We start from the raw sequence: 20,566 nt of genomic DNA on the forward strand, positions 1-20,566 counted from the left end.
CATCAGCGACAAGCAAAGGAGGTCCGGTGATGATGCAACAATCAGTCCAGTTAACCGGCATCTCGAGCTTTGGCAGCGACTGGTCCAACAGGATGGGAAATCCGTGGATCGTAAGAAAAATCACCGATCACGTACTCTTCTCTGCACAACCGGGCCCATGGATGCTGGTTGAGCGCGACCATTTTCAACGCTGGGTCAACCTCAGCACAGATCGCAACTTCCTGATCAGCTGGGCAGGCTGGTTAAAGTGTTAAGTATCCCGTAAAGATTCCACCAAACAAATAAAAAGGCCGCCCAATGGGCGGCCTTTCAGTTTCGATCTGATCAAGCGTGATTAGACAGAGTAGTAGAGTTCGAACTCTTTCGGATGCGGACGCATACGAACTTCATTGAGCTCTTCCATCTTCAGCTCGATGTAGGCATCGATCATGTCGTCATCCATGACACCACCGACTTTCAGGAAGTCACGGTCTGCATCCAGTGCATTGAGCGCCTCTTCCAGAGAACCGCAAACAGTAGGAATCAACTTGCCCTCTTCCGGTGGCAGGTCATAAAGATTCTTGTCTGCTGCTTCGCCCGGATCGATCTTGTTAGCAACACCATCGAGGCCGGCCAGCATCATAGCGGTGAAGGCCAGGTACGGGTTGGATGTGCAGTCAGGGAAGCGAACTTCGATACGGCGAGCCGGATCAGAGTTTACAACCGGGATGCGGATAGAAGCTGAACGGTTACGGTTGGAGTAAGCCAGCATTACCGGAGCCTCAAAGCCTGGGACCAGTCGTTTATAGGAGTTGGTAGAGGCATTGGTGATGGCGTTCAGTGCCTTGGCATGCTTGATGATACCACCGATGTACCACAGTGCTTCCTGAGAGAGGTTGGCATACTTATCGCCAGCAAAGAGGTTCTTGCCCTTCAGCCACAGAGACTGATGCACATGCATGGCAGTACCGTTATCACCGTAGATCGGCTTAGGCATGAAGGTAGCAGTTTTACCATGCGCATGTGCCACATTGTGGATGACATACTTGTACCACTGCACCTCATCCGCCTTCTGGATCAACTCAGCAAATTTCATCGCCAGCTCACACTGACCTGCAGTTGCCACTTCATGGTGATGGGCTTCCACGTGGATACCCAGATCGGTCAGCACCAGCGACATATCACTGCGGATCTCATGCAGAGAGTCAACCGGAGGAACCGGGAAGTAACCACCCTTCACGCGCGGACGGTGACCGGAGTTACGCATCATGCCTTCAGAAGCATCAGCAAAGTTCTTGTTAGAGTTCCAGGCCGCCTCTTCAGATTCGATCTGGTAGCCGCAGCCGCCCATATCGTTATTGAAGCGAACACCGTCAAAGATAAAGAACTCCAGCTCAGGGCCGAAGTAAGCAGTGTCAGCAATACCGGCAGAGCGGATGTAGTTCAGGGCACGCTGTGCCACCTGACGTGGGCAACGGTTGTAATCCTGACCGGTAATCGGATCGATTACCTGGGCAACCAGCACCAGAGTGGAAGCTTCAAAGAATGGATCGATATTTGCACTTTCCGGATCCGGGATCAGCGCCATGTCTGAATTGTTAATATCACACCAGCCGGCAACCGATGAGCCGTCGAAGGCAAAACCGTCTTCGAATGAATCTTCACTCAACTGATGGATTGGATAGGTTACATGCTGCCATTTGCCACGTGTATCGGTGAAACGTACGTCAACAAATTCACACTCGTTCTCTTCGATCAAATCGAAAACTTTTTTGATAGCGTCACTCACAACTAATCTCCTGTTCTGTTTTTAGAAAGTCCCACCCGGTAAAATGGATGCGCGACTGTGTCACAACATGGCTGAAAAGGCAATCTCAGAGCCGGGCTACAGAGCCTCGTGATCGCGCTCGCCGGTACGGATACGGATCACCTGCTCAACAGGAGACACGAAAATCTTGCCATCACCCACTTTACCACTGGAGGCTGCAGCACATATCGCTTCCAGCGCCTCTTCGACGCGATCATCACCGACGACCACCTCAACCTTCACCTTAGGTACAAAATCAACCACATATTCGGCGCCACGATAGAGCTCGGTATGCCCCTTCTGACGGCCATGGCCTTTAACTTCAGTGATGGTCATGCCGTCGATACCCAGTTCGCCCAGTGCATCTTTAACGTCATCGACTTTGAATGGTTTGATGATTGCTTCGATTTTCTTCAATTTATTCTCCTTCCAACAAAAAAACTGCTATCGCACGCCGGGAACACCGACGCCTGCTACTCCCAGAAACCGTGGGTGATCGGATAGCGGCGATCACGGCCAAAGGCGCGTTCGGTGATCTTCACACCCGGCGGCGACTGACGTCGCTTATACTCTGCCAACTGCAGCATGCGTACCACCCGCTTGACCTCGGCAACATCATAACCGCGTGCAGCAATTTCTTCCACGCCCAAACGCTCCTCGATGTGAGCTGCAAGAATTGCATCAAGCACATCATAATCGGGCAGTGAGTCGGAATCCTTCTGATCGGGCCTGAGTTCAGCTGAAGGTGGTTTGCTGATTGTATTTTCCGGAATAATTTCGACATCCCGATTTATCCAGCGCGAAAGTGCAAACACCTGTGTTTTGTAGACATCTTTCAATACGGCAAAACCACCAGCCATATCACCGTAGAGCGTGGCATACCCCACAGCCATCTCCGACTTGTTTCCAGTGGTGAGCACCATGCGACCGGTTTTGTTAGAAATTGCCATCAGCAACACACCGCGAATACGCGCCTGAATATTCTCTTCGGTCAGATCAGGTTCTGATTTCCCCCAGCTTGCAAAGGTATCACTTAGCGTAGCCTCAATGGCATCCACACCATCGGTAATGGGCAGCGTGATCGAATCCATGCCCAGATTGGCAACCAGCGCCTCGGCATCAGAGAGAGAGTGATCACTGGAGTAGCGTGATGGCAGCAGTACACCGAGCACATTTTCAGCTCCGAGCGCCTCCACCGCAATCACAGCAGTCAAGGCTGAATCGATACCACCGGAGAGACCGATCACCACCTGCTTACATCCATTGCGCCGCACATAATCGGCCACACCCAACACCAGCGCTTTGTGCACCTGCTCCAGCTCATCAGGCAAAGGCGCTAACGACTGAGAGCCGACAGCAGCAAGATCAAGCAGCCCACTCCAGGTTTCAAACATCGGCGCACGTAAAAGGAGGTTGCCTTGAGAGTCAGCCACATGAGAGCCGCCATCAAAGACCACCTCATCCTGACCACCGACCGGATTAAGGTAGACCACCGGTGCCGCAAACTGCCTGGCGCGTCGTGCCACCAGCGCCTCACGCTGGGCCTGTTTACCCATGTGAAACGGCGAAGCGTTCAGATTCAGCCAGAGATCACAGCGTTTGCCCGCCTGCTCATTAGCCAGCTCATCATGCCAGAGATCTTCACAGATACCGACACCGACAGACCAGCCATTGATCTCAAAGATGGCGTGTTCCCCGCGACCGGCTGAAAAGTAGCGCTGCTCATCAAAGACACCGTAGTTGGGTAATTTCTGTTTGTCGTAACAGCCGACGACCCGGCCGTGTGAGGCGAGCACCACACTGTTACGCAAAGTCGAGCCCTCTCGTCGTGGCGTCCCGAAAGCAACGATAGCATTGCCTGAGGCAGCGACAACGGCCTCCACAGCCAGCTCCACCTGATCCATAAACAGCGGCCGCAACAACAGATCCTCAGGCGGGTAACCCGTAACAGCCAGCTCAGGCAACACAACCAGATCAGAGCAGTGCTTTTGCGCCTCCGCCATGGCCTGATGAATCTGGCGCACATTGCCGGTCAGATCACCCACCCTGGGACTGATTTGTGCAATAAAAATTTTCATAATTGCTTTAATCCCGGCACAAACATCGCATCACCATAGGAGTAGAAGCGGTAGTTGTGAGCTTTGGCAAATTCGTAAGCATCCAGCACTGCCTGATGCCCGGCCAGCGCGGCCACCAGCATAATCAGGGTCGACTTGGGCAGATGAAAGTTGGTTAACAGCGCGTCCACAATCTGGAAATGGTAACCGGGATAGATAAAGATGGAAGTCCTGCCTGCGCCTGCCTGTAGCTTCCCCTCTACAGAGGCCGCCTCCAGTGTGCGCAAGCTGGTAGTGCCAACGGCAACAATGCGTCGCCCCTCAGCTCTGGCACGGTTCACCAGCTCGGCTGTTTCAGAAGGCACGATGAACGCCTCCTCATGCATCACATGGCTATTGACGTCATCCACCTGCACCGGTTGAAAGGTGCCTGGGCCGACATGCAGCGTGAGATGGGCAAAAACCGCACCGGCATCCTGCATCGCAGCCATCAGCTCCGCAGTCAGGTGCAGCCCGGCAGTGGGCGCTGCCACAGCACCTGCATGTTTGGCAAACACGGTCTGGTAGCGCTCTTTATCCTCCTCACTGTCAGGGCGATCAATGTAGGGGGGTAGAGGCATATGTCCAAAGGCTTCAATGGCGGCAGCCACATCATCAGCTCGCAACAGCACTTCGATATTTTTGCCATCGCGTTTGAGCACTTCAGCACTGAAACCCTCTGAAAAGGTAATCATCGTGCCCGGCTTCAATGGCTTGTTCGATTTCCCCCAGGCCAGCCAGACATGGCTTTCACCTGTCGGCTCCAGCAGCAACACCTCGACCTTGCCACCACTGGCTTTGGTACCCATCAGACGGGCAGGAATAACTCGGGTGTCATTGATCACCCATACATCACCCGGCTGCACCAGCCCGGGCAGATCTGTGATCTTCGCATCAATCGGTTCGCCAGTTGTTGGCAGACAGAGCAGACGCGATGCATCACGCTGCTGCAGCGGCTTTTTGGCTATAAGATGTTCCGGAAGTTCGAAATCGAAATCGCTGACTTGCATGGTGCAGGAGTCTAGAAGCCCGTCAGCTGTTTGGAAATGATAAGCAGCAAAAGCAGTGCTAGGCCGGCTTGTGCATCACCTCATAGAGAACGGTTTTCAGCTCTTTGGCCTTAAACGGTTTCTGCAAAAAGGCATCAGGTCGATCACCACAGACCAGTGTGCCCGCCTCCACTTCACTGTAACCGGAGACAAGAATAATCGGCACATGCGGATTGATCTGGCGCATGCCAGCCATCGCTTCAACGCCACCGAGCACCGGCATGGTCATATCCAGCAGCACAGCCACCAGATCATGGTGATGCTGTGCAAACTGCTCCAGCCCCTCTTTGCCATCGTCGGCAGTCAGCACATCAAAATTGAGCATCTCAATAAACGAACAGGCCACCGAACGCACGCGCAGATCATCATCAACCACAAGCACCCGGCCGTCACCTCGCCACGCCTCCACCTCCATGGTGGTCACCATCTTCTCTTTTACGGCTTGGTTGGTCGCAGGAAGATAGACGCGGAAGGCAGTGCCCTTGCCCGGCTCACTGAACATCTGAATGGCACCTTTATGGCCGCAGACAATGCCAAGTACCGCGGAGAGGCCAAGGCCGCTACCGGTCTCCTTGGTGGTGAAGAAGGGATCAAAAATCTTCGTCTGCATCTCCGGATCGATTCCACAACCGTTATCACGAATCTCAATGGCGACAAACTCACCCTCATCCAGTTCAGAGCCGTTATACATCCGATCCAATACGTTACGATCAATATGTTTAAAGCCGGTTGAAACCTTGATCTCGCCCGGCTCTTTGCCGATAGCATCAGCCGAATTGACAATAAAATTGAGAATCAACTGCTGAATCTGGGCCATATCCCCCTCAATACCGGGAAGATGGCTATCAAGCTTCATTTTCAGAGAGATATTACTACTAACCGAGGCTCTGATCAGTTTGCCCATCGACTTCACCATCTCGTTCAGGTTGAGCACCTCAAGCTCATAACTGCCCTTTCCGGCATAGGCCAGCATCTGCTTACAGAGCTCGGCGGCATGATCACAAGTGCCAACAATATTCTCGATATAACCGTGCAGAGGTGAATCGGGTTCAGCCTTGCCAATCGCCAATTCCGCATTGCCTGAGATCGCAGCCAGAAGGTTATTAAAATCGTGGGCAATACCACCGGCCAGAACACCGAGAGACTCCAGCCGCTGGGCATGCTCCAGCTGCGTTTTGAGGTTGTAGTGCTCTTCATCCTGACGCATCCGCTCGGTCGCATCCTCCAGCGACACCAGGAAGGCAGGGATCCCCTCAATCCTGACAGGAGACGAGAGCAGCGAGCCAGCAAAGGAGCTGCCATCCTTTCTCACGATATGGATATCATAAAGTGGAATCGGCCTGCCGCTGTCACTCATGCGGTTGATGTTCTCTAACACCAGGCCATGATCCGAGGCATCAATATAATCAAACAGCGAACTGCCGATCACCTCTTCAGCACCATCAGCGCCCAACAGAATAGCGGCATTGATATTGCAGTAGATCCATTTGCCATCACTATGCAGTGCTATGGCATGCGGCATCGCATCAAGCAGTTGGCGATGGCTCACCTTGCTTTCGGAAAGTGCAATTTCCCCCTGCCTCAGGAGAGATGATGTTTCATTCAGACGAACGCCTTTAAGCTCTTCACTCTTCTCCCTTGAGAGCACCGTATAAACAGCGACGAGCGTGAAGGCAAAATAACCAAGACCGATATATACCAGCTTCTGCCACACAATTTCCTCAGATCCGATACCGAGCACTACAATGATCAGGGCATAGATCACTGTCCAGGCCAACCCAATGCGGGAACCAGCGCTCAGACATGCGACAAAAGGAAGGCCTAAGCTCCAGATAAAACCGATATCACTATAACCGCCCTGCAGAAACAGAAATGCAAAGAGGATCACCGGGTGTAAAATATAGAGATGTTTGAGAACCGTTGAAGAAGGGCTACCTTTTCTGGCCCACCAATAGAGTGCGGAGAGCGTAAGCACCATCAGGAATTCGATTTGACTCAGGTCGAAAAGACCAAGTGTGAAATTGATCGTGGCAAAGATAAATACAAAAGGAATAGAGACAAGCATGGTGAGCAGAAGCGGATCCATCTGCATCACACTATGCTGTATTCTACTCCAGTTCCCCATGACCAGCACCTCTCCGTTCGCCAATGTAACTAAAAAACAGGCTGACTTTTTTAGAGTACCCCTAAGTTATAATCCTACTCATCCACACCATAAACCAGTTGTAGCAAAATATTACTGTATTTGAAAGTATTGCGTCACCATTACTGCAAGTGGTCGCTGTCCTCTTCAAATAAATTTCCTATTTTCTCATGCAGAGCTTCGGGCGCGTATGGTTTCTGAAGGAATCCCGCCAGCCCCTGCCCGACAAAACGACTGGTTGCATCCTGCTCATTATAACCACTGGAAAGCATGACTTTCACATCAGGATTGATGCGGCGCAGTTCACGGAAACACTCTTTACCATCCATTTTCGGCATCGTCATATCAAGCAGCACAGCCACGATCTCAGACTGATGTTTTCGATATATCTGCAAAGCATCCAAACCATCTACCGCACTTAGTGTTTTAAAGCCCATCTCCTCCAGCAGCATGATAGCAACTTCCCTGACCGTCTCCTCATCATCAACAACCAGAATAGTTCCACCGCTATGCCAGTATTTTGTTTCAACCTGACTGGCCTGCTGCAGGGCATAATCCTGTGATGAGACCGGCAGCAGCACCTTGAATGTCGTACCTTTACCCACCTCGCTGTAGATGCGCAGTGCACCCTGATGGCCGCGCACAATACCCAACACCGCACTCATACCCAGACCGCGACCGGTAAATTTGGTGGTAAAGAAGGGGTCAAAAATCTTATGCATCACAGCTGCATCCATACCACAACCGGTATCAGAAACCTCAATAAATACGTAGCGCCCTTCCGGTAACTCCTGATCGGTGATGGTCTGGCTGAGATAGCTCCTGTCTGCATGCATCACACCGGTTGCAAAGGAGATCACACCGCTCTTGCTCCCAATCGCCTCATTGGCGTTGGTGATCAGGTTCAGAATAATCTGCTGCAACTGGGCCGCATCAGCCTCCACAGCAGGCAGGTTTTCTGCCAGATGGTATTTGATCACCACATTTTTCTCGATGGACACCTCCATCAGCCGGGTCATCTCCTCAACCAGGTGTGACAGATCAACAGCCTGAACAACAAACTTACCTTTACCGGAATAGGCCAGCATCTGCTTACAGAGATCAGATGCGCGCTGCGTGGAGGTCTCAATGCGGGCGAGAAACTCTCTGGCCGGGGAGGCCTCATCGATATTTCGTCCTGCCAGGGCCGCATTGCCCATCACCGCAGTCAGAATATTGTTAAAATCGTGGGCAATACCGCCAGCCAGGATGCCGAGAGACTCAAGCCGCTGCACATGCTCCATCTTCTCCTGTTGCAACAGTTTTTTCTGCTCTTCCACTACCTGCTCGGTGATCTCCTGCACTGTACCGATAGAGGTCAGAGGCCTGCCCTCTGCATCGCATTCGGTTTCACAGCGCTCCCGCACATATTTAATGCGACCATCATCAAACAGCAGTCGGTGCCTTACATCATAGCCGACCGACTGCTCAAGATGTCTTGCATATGCACTGCTCACCCTCTCTCTATCATCCGGATGGATGGTCGCAACAAATGCTTCGTATGAGGCACCAAATTCAGTCTGCTCTATCTCAAAAATACGGTAAACCTCATCCGACCACCACAACTCATTACTGGTTAGATCAAGCTGCCAGCTGCCGACATGCGCCACGCTCTGGGCGGCCAGCAGATGCTGCTGCATCTTCCTCGCTTCATGCTCAGCCTCAACTCGCTTAGTCACATCACGAATCACCGTCATCGCTGCCATGCTTCCCTGATCCCGGAACGGAATTCCCTGCACCTCAGCCTTAAATTCACTGCCATCAAGCCGCAAAATCCCCTGCAGCATCAATGGAGCAGGCAAGGCATCATCCACCTCTTTGCGAATCCGTTCTGACACCTGATCACGCAGATCTAAATGGACTCGTTCAATCACAGGCGTGCCGATCACCTCATCCTCAGCTTGCGCGCCAAACATCATCAGCATGGCAGGATTACAGTAGACCCAGCGCCCATCCCTGTGAATACCGACACCGTCCGGAATAAGATCAAACAGGAGCTGGAAGCGATTTTCACTCTCACTCAGTTGCAGCGCTGCCCGCTGCCGTGCAATAAGTAGCAGCAGCAGATAGAGCAGCAGCACAATAGCCAATGCTGCCAGCAGATACTGGTTACGTTTATTCTCCTCAACCCTGGCAGCGAAATAGCGGTCATAGGCAGCTGAAAGTTCCCTTGCATTCTCTGCTGTACCACAGGTAACCACTGTATTAATAGCGTCAATAACTTGTGGTGAATAATTCAGAATGACCTGCAGATGGCGATGCAGTTTTTTCAACCCCAGCGCTTTAGTTCTGTTTAAGCCACGTTGAATTCGAGCTTTGGCATCCTGATCGTTGGGGTAGATACTCCACTGAAATACATCACGATTGAGCTCGGTAAGCCATTGATAATGTTCGGGATAATCTGCTTGCAGCTGTGAAACTAGCGTAGGTATGTAACGCAGTGAGTTGGATAAAATGGCATAAGAGGCCTTAAAGTCTGATGCGCCCTGCAGCTGGATCTGAGCCGATGTTTTCAGTGCAACAAGATGATCATCAAACTCACTATTATTAGAGAGTTGCAGGGTGAGCTCTCTGCTGAGACTGTTCAACTCAGCCAGATCCCTGCTCATCAGGTCATAATTAAAGAGGTTCCTGCTATAGACCTGCAACATATTCTGCTCGGACTGGGCATCAAGATGCTCCAGCCGCTCCAGCATATAGTGAATATTGTGTGGTTCATTGGCATCAAAGCGCTGAACGTTGATCAACTGCATCACCAGCAGCATGCCCAGGCAGGTAATCAACAGAACATGCACTTTCAATGAAACAGTTTTCACCGTGAATCTTTCCTGTTTTTTATCGGGAAAATAAGATGCTCTCTCTCTTTCGGCTCAAGCGATCTGCCTCTGAATTCACCCGGCAGTGTGTAGAGAAAACTGATGATAGATCGAACATCAGCATCAGGAATTTCACGACCCAACTGGTACTTGGCCATAGTTCGAATCGCATCATAGAGCGAATCGTAAGCCCCATTATGGAAATAGGGCGCAGTCAATACGGTCAAACGTAGTGATGGTACTTTAAATCGATGTTTGTCAGACGCCTTTCCCGTCACATTAAAGCGGCCCAGGTCCGAACTGTTTTCAATCGGATGATCATCATAATAGCTGCCCATCACACCCAGAACCTGAAACAGATTGCCACCCACGTTGGAACCCTGATGACAGGCCATACAACCATACTCTTTAAACAGACGGTAGCCTTTTTTCTCTTCATCTGTGATCGCATCGGCTTCCCCTTTCAGATAGCGATCAAATCGTGAATTCGGGGTAATCAGAGTACGTTCAAACTCAGCAATAGCATGTTTGATATTGGCTGCAGTGACGCCATTGTTATATAACTGGGAGAAGGTTTCCCGGTAGTAGGAATCAGCACTGAGTTTTTTAACTACATCAGGCCAGGTTGAGGCCATCTCCGCATGTGCTGTTACCGGTCCAGCAACCTGATCCTCCAGCGTCTCGGCGCGCCCATCCCAGAACTGTGAAAAATTGAGTGCGGCATTAAAGACCGTCGGGGAGTTGGCAAGTCCGACCCTCCCATCAACGCCAAAGGAGCGTTTCAGTCCATCAGCCCCACCCTTCTCATCAAGATCATGACAGTGGGCGCAACTGATAGAGTTATCTACGGAGAGCTTCGGCTCAAAGAAGAGCTTTTCACCCAGAGCCGCCTTGTCGACATCATATGCCAGTTTGACCGGAATCGGCTGAATCGGTTCAAGGGCAAGGTCTATAGCTTCAGAGGCGTGAGTAAACAGGAACAGGGAGAGCAGGGATGATATCAACACCCTGCAGTGATAAACCCTGCTCTCCCCCATGATCAATCTCCCATCTATAAATATTTAGAGTGTCACCACGCCGTCAGGAGTAGCCATCAACACAATATCGGCCCCCTGATGTGAAAAGATACCATTGGTAACCACACCCGGAATGCTATTAAGATGATCCTCAAGGCCACGCGGATCAGTGATGGTCAGCCCCAGCACATCAATAATGACATTGCCGTTGTCGGTAATAAAACCTTCACGCAGCACCGGCTTACCACCCAGCTTCCTGCATTCGGTCATCAGCAACTCCTGTGCCATCGGAATCACTTCAACAGGTAGCGGAAAAGCCCCCAGATGTTTCACCTGTTTGGTCTGATCAACAATGCAGATAAATTGATCAGATGCTGCAGCCACGATCTTCTCTCGTGTCAGGGCTCCGCCACCACCCTTGGTCAGGTTGCGACCTGCATCAAACTCATCAGCACCATCGATATAGACCGACAGGGAGTCCACCTGCTTCAGGGCATCATTGAGACTGAGAACCGGAATACCGTGCCCCTCAAGCCTGGCCGCGGTCGCCTCTGAACTGGCAACCGTACCGATAATATCACCCTTCATACTGGCCAGGGCATCGATAAACATATTGGCAGTAGAACCCGTACCAACACCAACGATTGTACCGCTTTTCACATACTCCAGCGCAGCTTCTGCCACCTGTTTCTTCATTTCGTCCTGGGTCATGCATCCCCTCCTATTCAAAACTTGAACAGCAGACTAGCGATTCAGGAGCCATTCGGCAAAGAGAGGAGAAGGCATGTCAGATTTGCCGTAACCCCTCTTAACCCCTACTCTGCCGCCATGCCTGAAAGTGTAGCTACAAGCGATATTGTCCTCACCGGACTGGTGCTGTTCGGCATCCTGCAACTGTCCTGGTTTTCGGTCATGCTGCTACGCCGTGGTGCTCCTGCCGAGACCATCCAACAGGCACTGCCGCCGATCTTTTCGATCTGGGTGCTGATGTGGCCGGTCTATATTGATGCCAGCTGGTTATGGGCAGGGCTGATTGCACTGCTCATCCTCAGCCTTGTCGCGACCAGCTTGAAGAGGCCTTTTTTTCACCATTTAAGGATAGCCTGGAGCCCTGTTGTGGAAGAGACCGGCATAGCCGTGTCGCAGCGCCCCCTGCTAATGCCGCTCACCCACACCATCACCGCCCTGCTCATCGCCTCTCTCTGGTTTCAGGCGATCCCTGAGTTCGGCTTCGGACTGGCTTTATGTTTCTGTATCGCTTTTCCGGCAGCCTACTGGGTAGACCAGCTTGCCACCCGGAGATTCAACCACCGCACACTTGGCTTTCCCGCCCACCCTGATCAGACGCTGGCAGGTCACATCACGCTGATAGCCGTCTCTACAGCCCTGCTCTGCTGGGCACTACATGTCTACCACGGAACCGCCTGGCAAGCACTATTGATCGCCACGCTGATAGCAGCCATGACAGCATCCGCCACACGGGCGCTGTTTCCCGGACGCTGGAATGGCCCGGCTACAATGCTGACCAGCGGCTTTGTCATGTGGCTGTTATAACCGTAAAAGCAGTCTATACTATCATTAGTGACAAATCTCACGGAACCGTTTGTAAACAGTGGCACTATTCGCAACATATTGAAATTTATGAGTGCAGAGCGCACATAATCTGCAATGGTTACATAAACAGGAGAAAGAGATGGCAGTAGATATTTCATGGATGGAGAAGAGCATCCTCAAGCGAGAACTCACCGCTTCCGAGCGCAGTGCACTGAACTGCCTCACCGTATCCAATATCGCTTCAGGCGAAAAGATCATCACTGAAGGACAGGCTGGCGGCACGCTGGAGATCATGCGTTCAGGCAAAGCCAAGGTTGAGGATAACAATCGCTATGAAGGGCGCGTTATTCTTGCCGAGATTGAAGCAGGCACCATCTTTGGTGAACTCAGCTTCCTGAACAACAAACGCAGAAGTGCGGACGTGACCGCCCTTGAGAACTGTGTGATCTACACGCTTGCCCACGATGATTTTACAGAGCTGATGAAAAACCATCATGAACTGGCCTACACGATTCTCACAGCCATCATGGATCGTCAGACCAGTGTGATCATGTCGCAGCGCGTCACCCTTGCTCCACTGCTGCGCACTCTCAAAGACAAAGCCCAGAAGCTGCCGCTGTTTATCAAGGTTGCGCCGCTGGTCTTTATCGTGCTCTATATCATGGCCTTCTTTTTTATCTCATGGAAGGATTTCAATTACGGCGGTTAATGCATATCCGGCATGGCCATCAAAACAAACGGGCGCTCTCTGAGCGCCCGTTTTCGTTTGACTTTCTTTTATACGAAGTCGCAGCCAGTCATTTTCACTCTGGTTTTAACAACCCTTTCGGGAGCGCTGTTTAGTAGGGATCCTTATTGTTCAGATCGGGTGGAATGAAACCTTCAACGCGTTCAACAGCGGTCTGGATCTCGCCACTGTCGAGCAACCTGATCCAGCGATAGCCGGGGGATTTGTTGTCCATGCCGAAATCGTCACTTCTGGGGCGGAACTGGATACAGGTGGAGGGGGATCCAAGCACACGCACACCCTCGTGAAAGGTATCAAAAGCCTGATGAATATGGCCACAAAGCAGCACCTTCACCTGCGCATAATCGGCAATCAGATCCCAGAGCACTTCACTGTTTTCAAGGCTGATATCATCCAGCCAGCGACTACCTATATCACAAGCATGGTGGTGCAGTGCAATCAGCGTGTATTTATCCGCTGTGGCCTCAAGGATGGTTCTCAGGCGCTCCAACTCATCAACGGCCAGGAAGCCTGAGATCGTACCTGTCCTGTGGGAGTTAAGCGTAATCACCTGCCAGAGGCCAAGATCAAGATGGTCACTGTAGGATGCGCAGGATCTCAGCGCCGGAATCAGGGAACCTCGAAGCGCACCCAGATTGGCATGGTTACCCGGCGAGATCATCACCGGTGCACACCACGGCAGCATTGCCGCTACCTTGGCATAGGTTGCTACAGCTTCATCCTGCGCCATATCACCACCGAGAACCACAACATCAGGGTCAGGGTAATGGCGGTGAGCCGCCTCCAGAACCGCCGCATAGCTCTCAACCGGGCGCACACCCTTGAGCTCACCGACCGGATCATCATAGAGATGCGCATCGGAGATATGCAGTAACAGACTCATGACAGCGCATTCTCTGCCAGCAACCGGCTGACTAATATTTCGGCCTCAGCCGGAATGTAGGTGATACAGACATGAACATGCAAAGGATCATCGGAGATCTGTCGAATGACTTTGACATAGAGATCTGACGCATCGGCCAGAGTCAGCTTCAGACTGCTCAGCAGTGGACACTCCTGCTCCACCTGCATATCAAACACCGCCGCATTCAAGGCCAATATTTTTCCGGCAAATCGCTCACGGGCAAACTTACCCTCAAGCAGGGAGACACTCACGTCCACAGGATTGCTTAATGCGATGAACGGCTCATCCCTCTTATCCGGCAGCAGCAGCTCTTCATCACCATAGACACCGCCGACATCGTAAATCGTCATCTCTTCAGTAATGCCTTTGGGCATCACCTGCAACTCATTATCGATACGCAGCAACACATCACAAGCGTTACGGGTCGCTTCAGAGATCAGAATCTGGCCACCTACGGTATAGGACTCAATCCTTGATGTTGTATTCACAACGCGGCCGACAACGGCATATTTACTGCGTTTTTTCGAACCAATATTGCCGACAATGGCAGCCCCGCTGTTTACTCCGATACCCATCTGCACCTTGGGATAACCCTTCTGCTGATAAATGCGATTTACCGCCCCCATCGCCAGCTGCATCTCTACCGCACAACGCACTGCACGTGTGGCATCATCCTCGCGCTGAATCGGCGCACCGAAAATGGCCAGTACAGCATCACCGATAATCTCATCGATGGTACCCAGATATTTCTGGATCACCTCGGTCATCTCAGCCAGGTAGATATTGATCATATCCACCACGGTTTCAGCAGGCAGCCGCTCACCAATGGAGGTAAAACCTCTGAGGTCAGCCATCAGCACTGTCACATCCCGCTTCTCTCCACCCAGTTTCAGACCGTGCGGCGAATCGATCAGGCTGTCGACAATCTCCTCAGAGAGATAACGACCGAAGGTGTCGCGGATAAATCGGTATGCTGAGCGCAGTTTAAGATGGGTCTCAACGCGGGCATGCACAATCGCAGGGGTGATCGGCTTACTGATATAATCAACTGCGCCCATCTCAAATCCCAGCACCTCATCATGGGTCTCGTTCATGGCGGTCACAAAGATCACCGGAATACCCTCTGTGCGGGGATCGGCTTTCAGGCGACGACACACCTCATAGCCATCCATGCCGGGCATCATAATATCCAGCAGGATCAGATCAGGTGCCTTATCGGAGAAGCAGCGCTGCAGCGCCTGCTCACCATTGATCGCCACCCTGACGGTATAGATCGACTTCAGCACGCCACGCAGCACATCAATATTTTCAGGGGTATCATCAACAACCAGAATGGTTGCCTTCTCCGGTTGCGTCGCGGTCGCGTTTTCACCGCTCTGTATATCACTGCTCATGGCGGTAATATGACATAAAATGAGCGCAGTGGCATCCCCCTTCAACCTGCTAATGACATTTAATCAGCGGTTCATAGAGTTGCCGGATGCAGACCACAAACAGCCAACTTATTCAGATCGCTCTTACTGAGGATGCCGCCTTCAATGACCTGACTGCTCAGGCCACGATCAGCGCCGATGCAACAGGCAGTGCGCGCATCACCGCCAAGGCAACTGGCATACTCTCCGGTGTATCACTTGCTGATGAGGTGTTTGCCAGTGTTGATACCAATATCACACGCCACTGGCTGCTTGCTGATGGCGACAGAGTTACAACTGGTGATGTCATTTGCGAACTGAGCGGCCCGCTGCGCGCCCTGCTCGCGGCTGAGCGCACCGCCCTGAACTTTCTGCAACACCTCTCCGGCATCGCCACCGCCACCAGCCTTTTTGTTGAAGCAGTTGATGGCACAGGCTGCCGCATTGCCGACACACGCAAAACCACGCCAGGCCTGCGCAGGTTGGAGAAGCTGGCCGTGTTACATGGTGGCGGCATCAACCATCGCATGGATCTGCAGAGCGGCATGCTGATCAAAGAGAACCATATCCACGCCTGTGGCTCGATCACCGATGCCGTGCACGCCTGCAGCAGCATCCATCAAGATATATGGGTTGAGGTGGAGTGTGAAACAGTGGCAGAGGTGATAGAAGCTGTGGCTGTCTGTCCCGATATTATTCTGCTCGATAACATGGAACCGTCGATGGTGGCTGATGCCCGCAAGATCGTTCCCGATTCAATCCTGCTTGAAGCTTCAGGTAACATCACCCTGAGCAATGCCCGCGCTTATGCCGAGACCGGCATTGATCGCATCGCCATCGGCGCTATCACCCACTCTGCCCCGGCACTGGATCTCTCCATGCGCATCACCGGCAAACAGTTGTGAGTGAGATTCGCGACAATATCCTTAACTGCCTGGACGCCAGCAGTGAACCGGTCTCCGGTGATCTGCTGGCTCAGCAACTGGGTCTGTCGCGCACCGGCATCTGGAAACATATTCAACTGTTGAGAAAAAGTGGCGCCAACATCGTTGCCCACTCCGGGCAGGGCTATACGCTGGAATCCGAGGTGTTCAGCAGCGGCCTGTTGCATAAACGCTGCAACGGCAAGCGCATCGGCAATAAAATTCTTATCCTTGATGAGACCGACTCTACCAACCGTGATGCCATGGCTGCAGCTGATCAGGGTGGTGATGAGGGACTGGTCATCTTTGCCCACAAACAGCTTGCAGGTAAGGGGCGTCTTGGCCGCCGCTGGCACACCATTACCGATTCACTGGCCTGCAGTGTACTGCTGCGCCCCGACCTGCCACCGGAGCAGGTACCGCAACTCTCACTGCTCACAGCAGTTGCCTTGCACGATGCGCTGGCACACTTCTCTCCTGATATCCGCATCAAGTGGCCCAACGACATTCTGCACAAGGGTGCGAAACTGGCAGGCATTCTTACCGAGATGCGGGCCGAACCGGGGCGCGTGCACGCTGTTGTACTTGGGTTCGGCATTAATCTCGCTGCCCCTGTCGATGGCTGGCCTGCTGATATCACCCAGAAGGTGACCGATCTACAGAGCATCGCTGGCGGCAAAATATCTCGCCTTGATCTTGCCGCATCGCTGCTTAATGCACTGGACTACTGGTACGACATCTATCTACAGCAGGGTTTTGCGCCAATTCATACCTCCTGGTGGCGCGCCCATGCCGCCTCCGGTCAGCAGGTTCGCGTACACAATGGTCAGGGTTATATTGATGGCATTGCCACAGCCCTTGATGAGGATGGTGCCCTGCTACTGAAGACAAGCGGCGGAACTCAGCGCATCATTGCCGGCGACCTGGAGTTACGATGAATAGAACCACATCTGCCACCAAACGCCTTCTTGTTGCCGATATCGGCAACACGCAGATGGTATTCGGCCTCTATGAGGGTGATCAGCTGCAAAGCCACTGGCGCCTCTCCAGTGAACGCCAGCTTACCCCCGATGAACTGGCCTGGCAGCTGCACGGCATGTTTGAACAGTCCGGTCAACCGGCTACAGATATCGATGGCATTCTCATCGCCAGTGTCGTGCCCCATCTGGATGCGCCTCTGGCAGCTGCCTGTGAACGCACTTGCGGTATTAAAGCCGCATTTGTCGGCTCATCAGCGATCAAAACCGGCATGGCTGTGGATTATAAAAACCCGCGTGAAGTCGGTGCTGATCGTATCGTCAATGCTATTGCCGCCAGAGAACGCTTTGGAGCGCCGGTGATCGTACTCGACTGCGGCACAGCGACCACCTTCGATATCGTCTCGCCTGAAGGGCACTATGCCGGCGGCCTGATTCTGCCGGGCATCGAAATTTCACTCAAAGCACTCTGCAAACGGGCTGCCAAACTGCCCGAAGTCTCCATTGTTCGCAGTGAAACCCTGATCGCCCGCGACACCGCCACCAGCATGCAGGCCGGCAGCTACTGGGGCGCTATCGAGAGCTATCGCGGCATTATCAGAAGATTGCGTGAACAACCCGGTTATGAGTCTGCGCCGATTGTCGCAACCGGTGGACTGACCGCCCTGCTCAACAGCGATCTGCCCGAGATTACCCACCATGAACCGTTCCTCACACTTGCCGGACTTCACCTGCTCGCCGATCGCCATTTTCAGCCATAATGAGTGTAAAAACAGCCACTATAAATAGCTGTTTGGCAGCCCGCAGGGCAACGGCTATCGTTGCGCCCATGCCGCACGTTCTGCCATCGATAACAGCCCTGTTTTTTTCCACCCTGCTTCTGCTTCCTGCTCCGCTACTGGCTTCAGAGGCCAATAGTGCAGAGAGCCCTTCGGCTATTGTTAATGAGTGCAAACGTATCGGCAACAAACTCGGCAGTGTTTCAACCAGAGAGTGCCTGTCCCATCAACTTCAGGAGAGCGGTGGCACCTCGGTCACCGGTCAGGCGATCATGATCAAGGAGTACCCGCCGCTGGCTGCAAGAGAACCCAAAGCCAGAATCCTGCTGATCGGTGGCACCCACGGTGATGAGTACTCCTCAGTGAGTATCATTTTCAAGTGGATGAAAACGCTCGACATTCACCACTCCGGCCTGTTTCACTGGCATGTCTCACCACTGGTCAATCCCGATGGACTTCTGCAGCGCCCCTCACAGCGCCTGAACGCCAACGGTGTTGATCTTAACCGTAATATGCCCACCCCAGACTGGTACAAGAGCACCAGCGCCTACTGGGAAAAGACCGGCTTTGATAAACGACGCTATCCCGGCACTGCCCCCTTAAGTGAACCGGAATCACGCTGGCTCTATGAGGAGATCCGCACATTCAAACCGCACGCCATTGTCTCCGTACATGCTCCCTACGGCGTACTTGATTTCGATGGCCCACCGGTTGGCCCTAATCAGCTGGGCCAGCTGCACCTGCATCTGATCGGCACCTACCCCGGATCCCTCGGCAACAGCGCCGGAGTTCAGCATCAGATCCCGGTTATAACGGTTGAACTCCCCCATGCCGGCATCATGCCCTCAGAAGATGAGATCTCGCGCATGTGGATGGATCTGATCAGATGGTTGCGCCTGAATGTGCCAAAAGAGAAGACCACCAGAGCTTATGCCACCTTTGATGAAACATCGAAACAGCTGATGGCATCTCCTGCAGTCGACACGGGTCAACAGACAAAAGCCCCTGCTGCAGCGGCAAAAGCAGCCGCAACAGAGGCAGAGAAGAGTTCAGATATTCACATGAACAGCAGGATCGATAATTGATGACCAGACCATGGATGTTTAACCGTTACAAGGCTCTGGCGCTGGTGATGCTTATGGCTATGGCCACCCCTGTCGACTCGGCAGTCAGCGATCAGCAGCGCGAGAGAGCCTATCAGCTTCTTCAACAGGGTGAGCATCATGCCGTAACGGCGCTGGCCAGAGGTGATCGTGAGATTCTGCTGGGGCTACTTGCCCTTGAGCAGGGCAAAACCAAAAAGGCCATTACTTTTCTCAGCAGCAGCAGTGTTCAGGGTGATCCGGTTGCGGCCATGATCCGGGCAGAGGCCTACCGCCGCCAATCGGTTCAGGCTGCCACGCGGGCGGGAAATTATGCCCATGCAGTCAATGCCGACATCAGCAGACTCAAAGAGGCAAAACTGAGCGCCGGACTTAATGAGGCAGAGCTTCGTCTTGAGAAATTTGTTGCAGCCATCGATAAGAAACCAGTTGCAGTCGCTGCAGTTGTCACCCCGGAACCTGTTGAGCAACAGCCCGTCACCACAACGGTCTGGGTCAACGACAATACCACCCCGCCGGTTTCTGAAGCTATAACGCTGCTGGAGAGCGTAAGTCAGGCGATTGAGAGCTGGCGCAACGACTGGCAATCGCGTGATGCTGATGCCTACCTGAACCACTATCATCCGGCTTTCTCTAACGACAAACACGATTATGCCTCATGGTCGCAATATAAACGCCGCATCAACCGGAACAAAACCTTCATCGAGGTGGATATCTCCAACATCAGGATCGTCAAAGAGATTGCAGAGCGTTCCGATGCCCGTACTGTTATCGTCACCTTCAACCAGAAGTATCGCTCAAACAACTTCTCAGCCAACGGCAGCAAACAGCTCTATCTGACCCGCACCAGTGCTGATCAGAACTGGCAGATCCTCTCTGAAGGCAATGTAGGCAGCAGCCCGCGCAAAGCAGCGGTAAGAGCGCAGGCAGTCACACCAGCATCCAAACCTGCTCAGAGTAGCAATTCAACGCAGTGGGCAATCAATATCGCCGCCTTTGACACCCGCAGCCATGCCGATGAGATGGCAGCTGGCATCCTCATTGATGGTGAGCAGCAGCCCTTTGTCTCTGCTGTTCCACTGGGAAGCAGAGAGGTTCACAGGGTGCGCATCGGCATGTTTGCCAGCAAAAGTGAGGCGGTTGATGCGATGATGCAGATCTGTCCACAGCTGGATGTCAGCGACTGTTGGCTTGAAAACCTGCCCGGCAACGGGAACTAAA

The 20,566-nt window shown here is 52.7% G+C and carries 18 protein-coding genes; 8 read left to right on the plus strand and 10 right to left on the minus strand.

All coding sequences use genetic code 11. The features are described 5' to 3' along the window. Positions 1-29: 29 nt before the first annotated feature. Complete coding sequence (locus F3F93_RS05185; RefSeq protein ID WP_176958104.1) at positions 30-254, plus strand: hypothetical protein; 225 nt, start codon at positions 30-32, stop codon at positions 252-254. Positions 255-334: 80 nt separating this feature from the next. Here F3F93_RS05185 and glnA read toward each other — a convergent pair whose 3' ends face one another. The 8 genes from glnA to rpiA all read right to left on the minus strand — a co-directional run bounded on the left by glnA (position 335) and on the right by rpiA (position 11,656). Then, a complete protein-coding gene (gene glnA, locus F3F93_RS05190) occupies positions 335-1,768 on the minus strand; it encodes a type I glutamate--ammonia ligase (protein ID WP_176958105.1) in 1,434 nt (477 codons plus the stop codon). A 96-nt stretch (positions 1,769-1,864) separates the two neighbouring features. Beyond that, complete coding sequence (locus tag F3F93_RS05195) at positions 1,865-2,203, minus strand: P-II family nitrogen regulator (RefSeq protein ID WP_176958106.1); 339 nt, start codon at positions 2,201-2,203, stop codon at positions 1,865-1,867. A gap of 56 nt (positions 2,204-2,259) precedes the next feature. Continuing rightward, a complete protein-coding gene (locus tag F3F93_RS05200) occupies positions 2,260-3,864 on the minus strand; it encodes an NAD+ synthase (RefSeq protein WP_176958107.1) in 1,605 nt (534 codons plus the stop codon). After that, on the minus strand, positions 3,861-4,892 hold the full coding sequence (queA, locus tag F3F93_RS05205; RefSeq protein WP_176958108.1) for a tRNA preQ1(34) S-adenosylmethionine ribosyltransferase-isomerase QueA: 1,032 nt from the start codon (positions 4,890-4,892) through the stop codon (positions 3,861-3,863). Before queA ends, F3F93_RS05200 begins: the two co-directional genes overlap by 4 nt. A gap of 58 nt (positions 4,893-4,950) precedes the next feature. After that, positions 4,951-7,056, minus strand: coding sequence for an ATP-binding protein (locus tag F3F93_RS05210; RefSeq protein WP_241696992.1), 2,106 nt, complete (start codon positions 7,054-7,056; stop codon positions 4,951-4,953). A 140-nt stretch (positions 7,057-7,196) separates the two neighbouring features. Beyond that, positions 7,197-9,929, minus strand: a complete 2,733-nt coding sequence (locus F3F93_RS05215; protein ID WP_176958109.1) for a DAHL domain-containing protein — start codon at positions 9,927-9,929, stop codon at positions 7,197-7,199. Then, entirely contained in the window at positions 9,926-10,966 is a 1,041-nt protein-coding gene (locus tag F3F93_RS05220) for a cytochrome-c peroxidase (protein WP_176958110.1), read from the minus strand. Before F3F93_RS05220 ends, F3F93_RS05215 begins: the two co-directional genes overlap by 4 nt. Before the next feature lie 24 nt (positions 10,967-10,990). Beyond that, positions 10,991-11,656 (minus strand): ribose-5-phosphate isomerase RpiA, encoded by a 666-nt coding sequence (gene rpiA / locus F3F93_RS05225; protein WP_176958111.1) that lies wholly within the window; start codon positions 11,654-11,656, stop codon positions 10,991-10,993. A 21-nt stretch (positions 11,657-11,677) separates the two neighbouring features. On the opposite strand from rpiA, the gene F3F93_RS05230 reads away from it, so the two are divergent. Further along, positions 11,678-12,499, plus strand: a complete 822-nt coding sequence (locus tag F3F93_RS05230; protein ID WP_241696993.1) for a hypothetical protein — start codon at positions 11,678-11,680, stop codon at positions 12,497-12,499. Between the two features lie 139 nt (positions 12,500-12,638). Next, positions 12,639-13,208, plus strand: coding sequence for a cyclic nucleotide-binding domain-containing protein (locus F3F93_RS05235; protein WP_176958112.1), 570 nt, complete (start codon positions 12,639-12,641; stop codon positions 13,206-13,208). 130 nt (positions 13,209-13,338) lie between these two features. Here the strand turns inward: F3F93_RS05235 and F3F93_RS05240 are convergent, their stop codons facing one another. Both F3F93_RS05240 and F3F93_RS05245 read right to left on the minus strand, forming a co-directional pair. Then, a complete protein-coding gene (locus F3F93_RS05240) occupies positions 13,339-14,130 on the minus strand; it encodes a metallophosphoesterase (protein WP_176958113.1) in 792 nt (263 codons plus the stop codon). Next, on the minus strand, positions 14,127-15,545 hold the full coding sequence (locus F3F93_RS05245; RefSeq protein ID WP_176958114.1) for an adenylate/guanylate cyclase domain-containing protein: 1,419 nt from the start codon (positions 15,543-15,545) through the stop codon (positions 14,127-14,129). The genes F3F93_RS05240 and F3F93_RS05245 overlap by 4 nt, the downstream gene beginning before the upstream one ends. Positions 15,546-15,631: 86 nt before the next feature. On the opposite strand from F3F93_RS05245, the gene nadC reads away from it, so the two are divergent. The 5 genes from nadC to F3F93_RS05270 all read left to right on the plus strand — a co-directional run bounded on the left by nadC (position 15,632) and on the right by F3F93_RS05270 (position 20,565). Beyond that, positions 15,632-16,468 (plus strand): carboxylating nicotinate-nucleotide diphosphorylase, encoded by an 837-nt coding sequence (gene nadC, locus F3F93_RS05250; protein WP_176958115.1) that lies wholly within the window; start codon positions 15,632-15,634, stop codon positions 16,466-16,468. Beyond that, positions 16,465-17,424 (plus strand): biotin--[acetyl-CoA-carboxylase] ligase, encoded by a 960-nt coding sequence (locus tag F3F93_RS05255; RefSeq protein WP_176958116.1) that lies wholly within the window; start codon positions 16,465-16,467, stop codon positions 17,422-17,424. Before nadC ends, F3F93_RS05255 begins: the two co-directional genes overlap by 4 nt. Continuing rightward, a complete protein-coding gene (locus F3F93_RS05260; RefSeq protein WP_176958117.1) occupies positions 17,421-18,224 on the plus strand; it encodes a type III pantothenate kinase in 804 nt (267 codons plus the stop codon). Before F3F93_RS05255 ends, F3F93_RS05260 begins: the two co-directional genes overlap by 4 nt. Positions 18,225-18,292: 68 nt before the next feature. After that, positions 18,293-19,327, plus strand: coding sequence for a M14 family murein peptide amidase A (locus F3F93_RS05265; protein WP_241696994.1), 1,035 nt, complete (start codon positions 18,293-18,295; stop codon positions 19,325-19,327). Beyond that, positions 19,327-20,565 carry an SPOR domain-containing protein gene (locus F3F93_RS05270; protein WP_176958119.1) on the plus strand — a complete coding sequence of 413 codons (1,239 nt, stop codon included), beginning with the start codon at positions 19,327-19,329 and terminating at the stop codon, positions 20,563-20,565. The genes F3F93_RS05265 and F3F93_RS05270 overlap by 1 nt, the downstream gene beginning before the upstream one ends. The last annotated feature ends 1 nt before the right edge of the window (position 20,566 follow it).

The organism is Mariprofundus sp. KV, from assembly GCF_013387475.1.
Taxonomy (GTDB): Bacteria; Pseudomonadota; Zetaproteobacteria; order Mariprofundales; family Mariprofundaceae; genus Mariprofundus.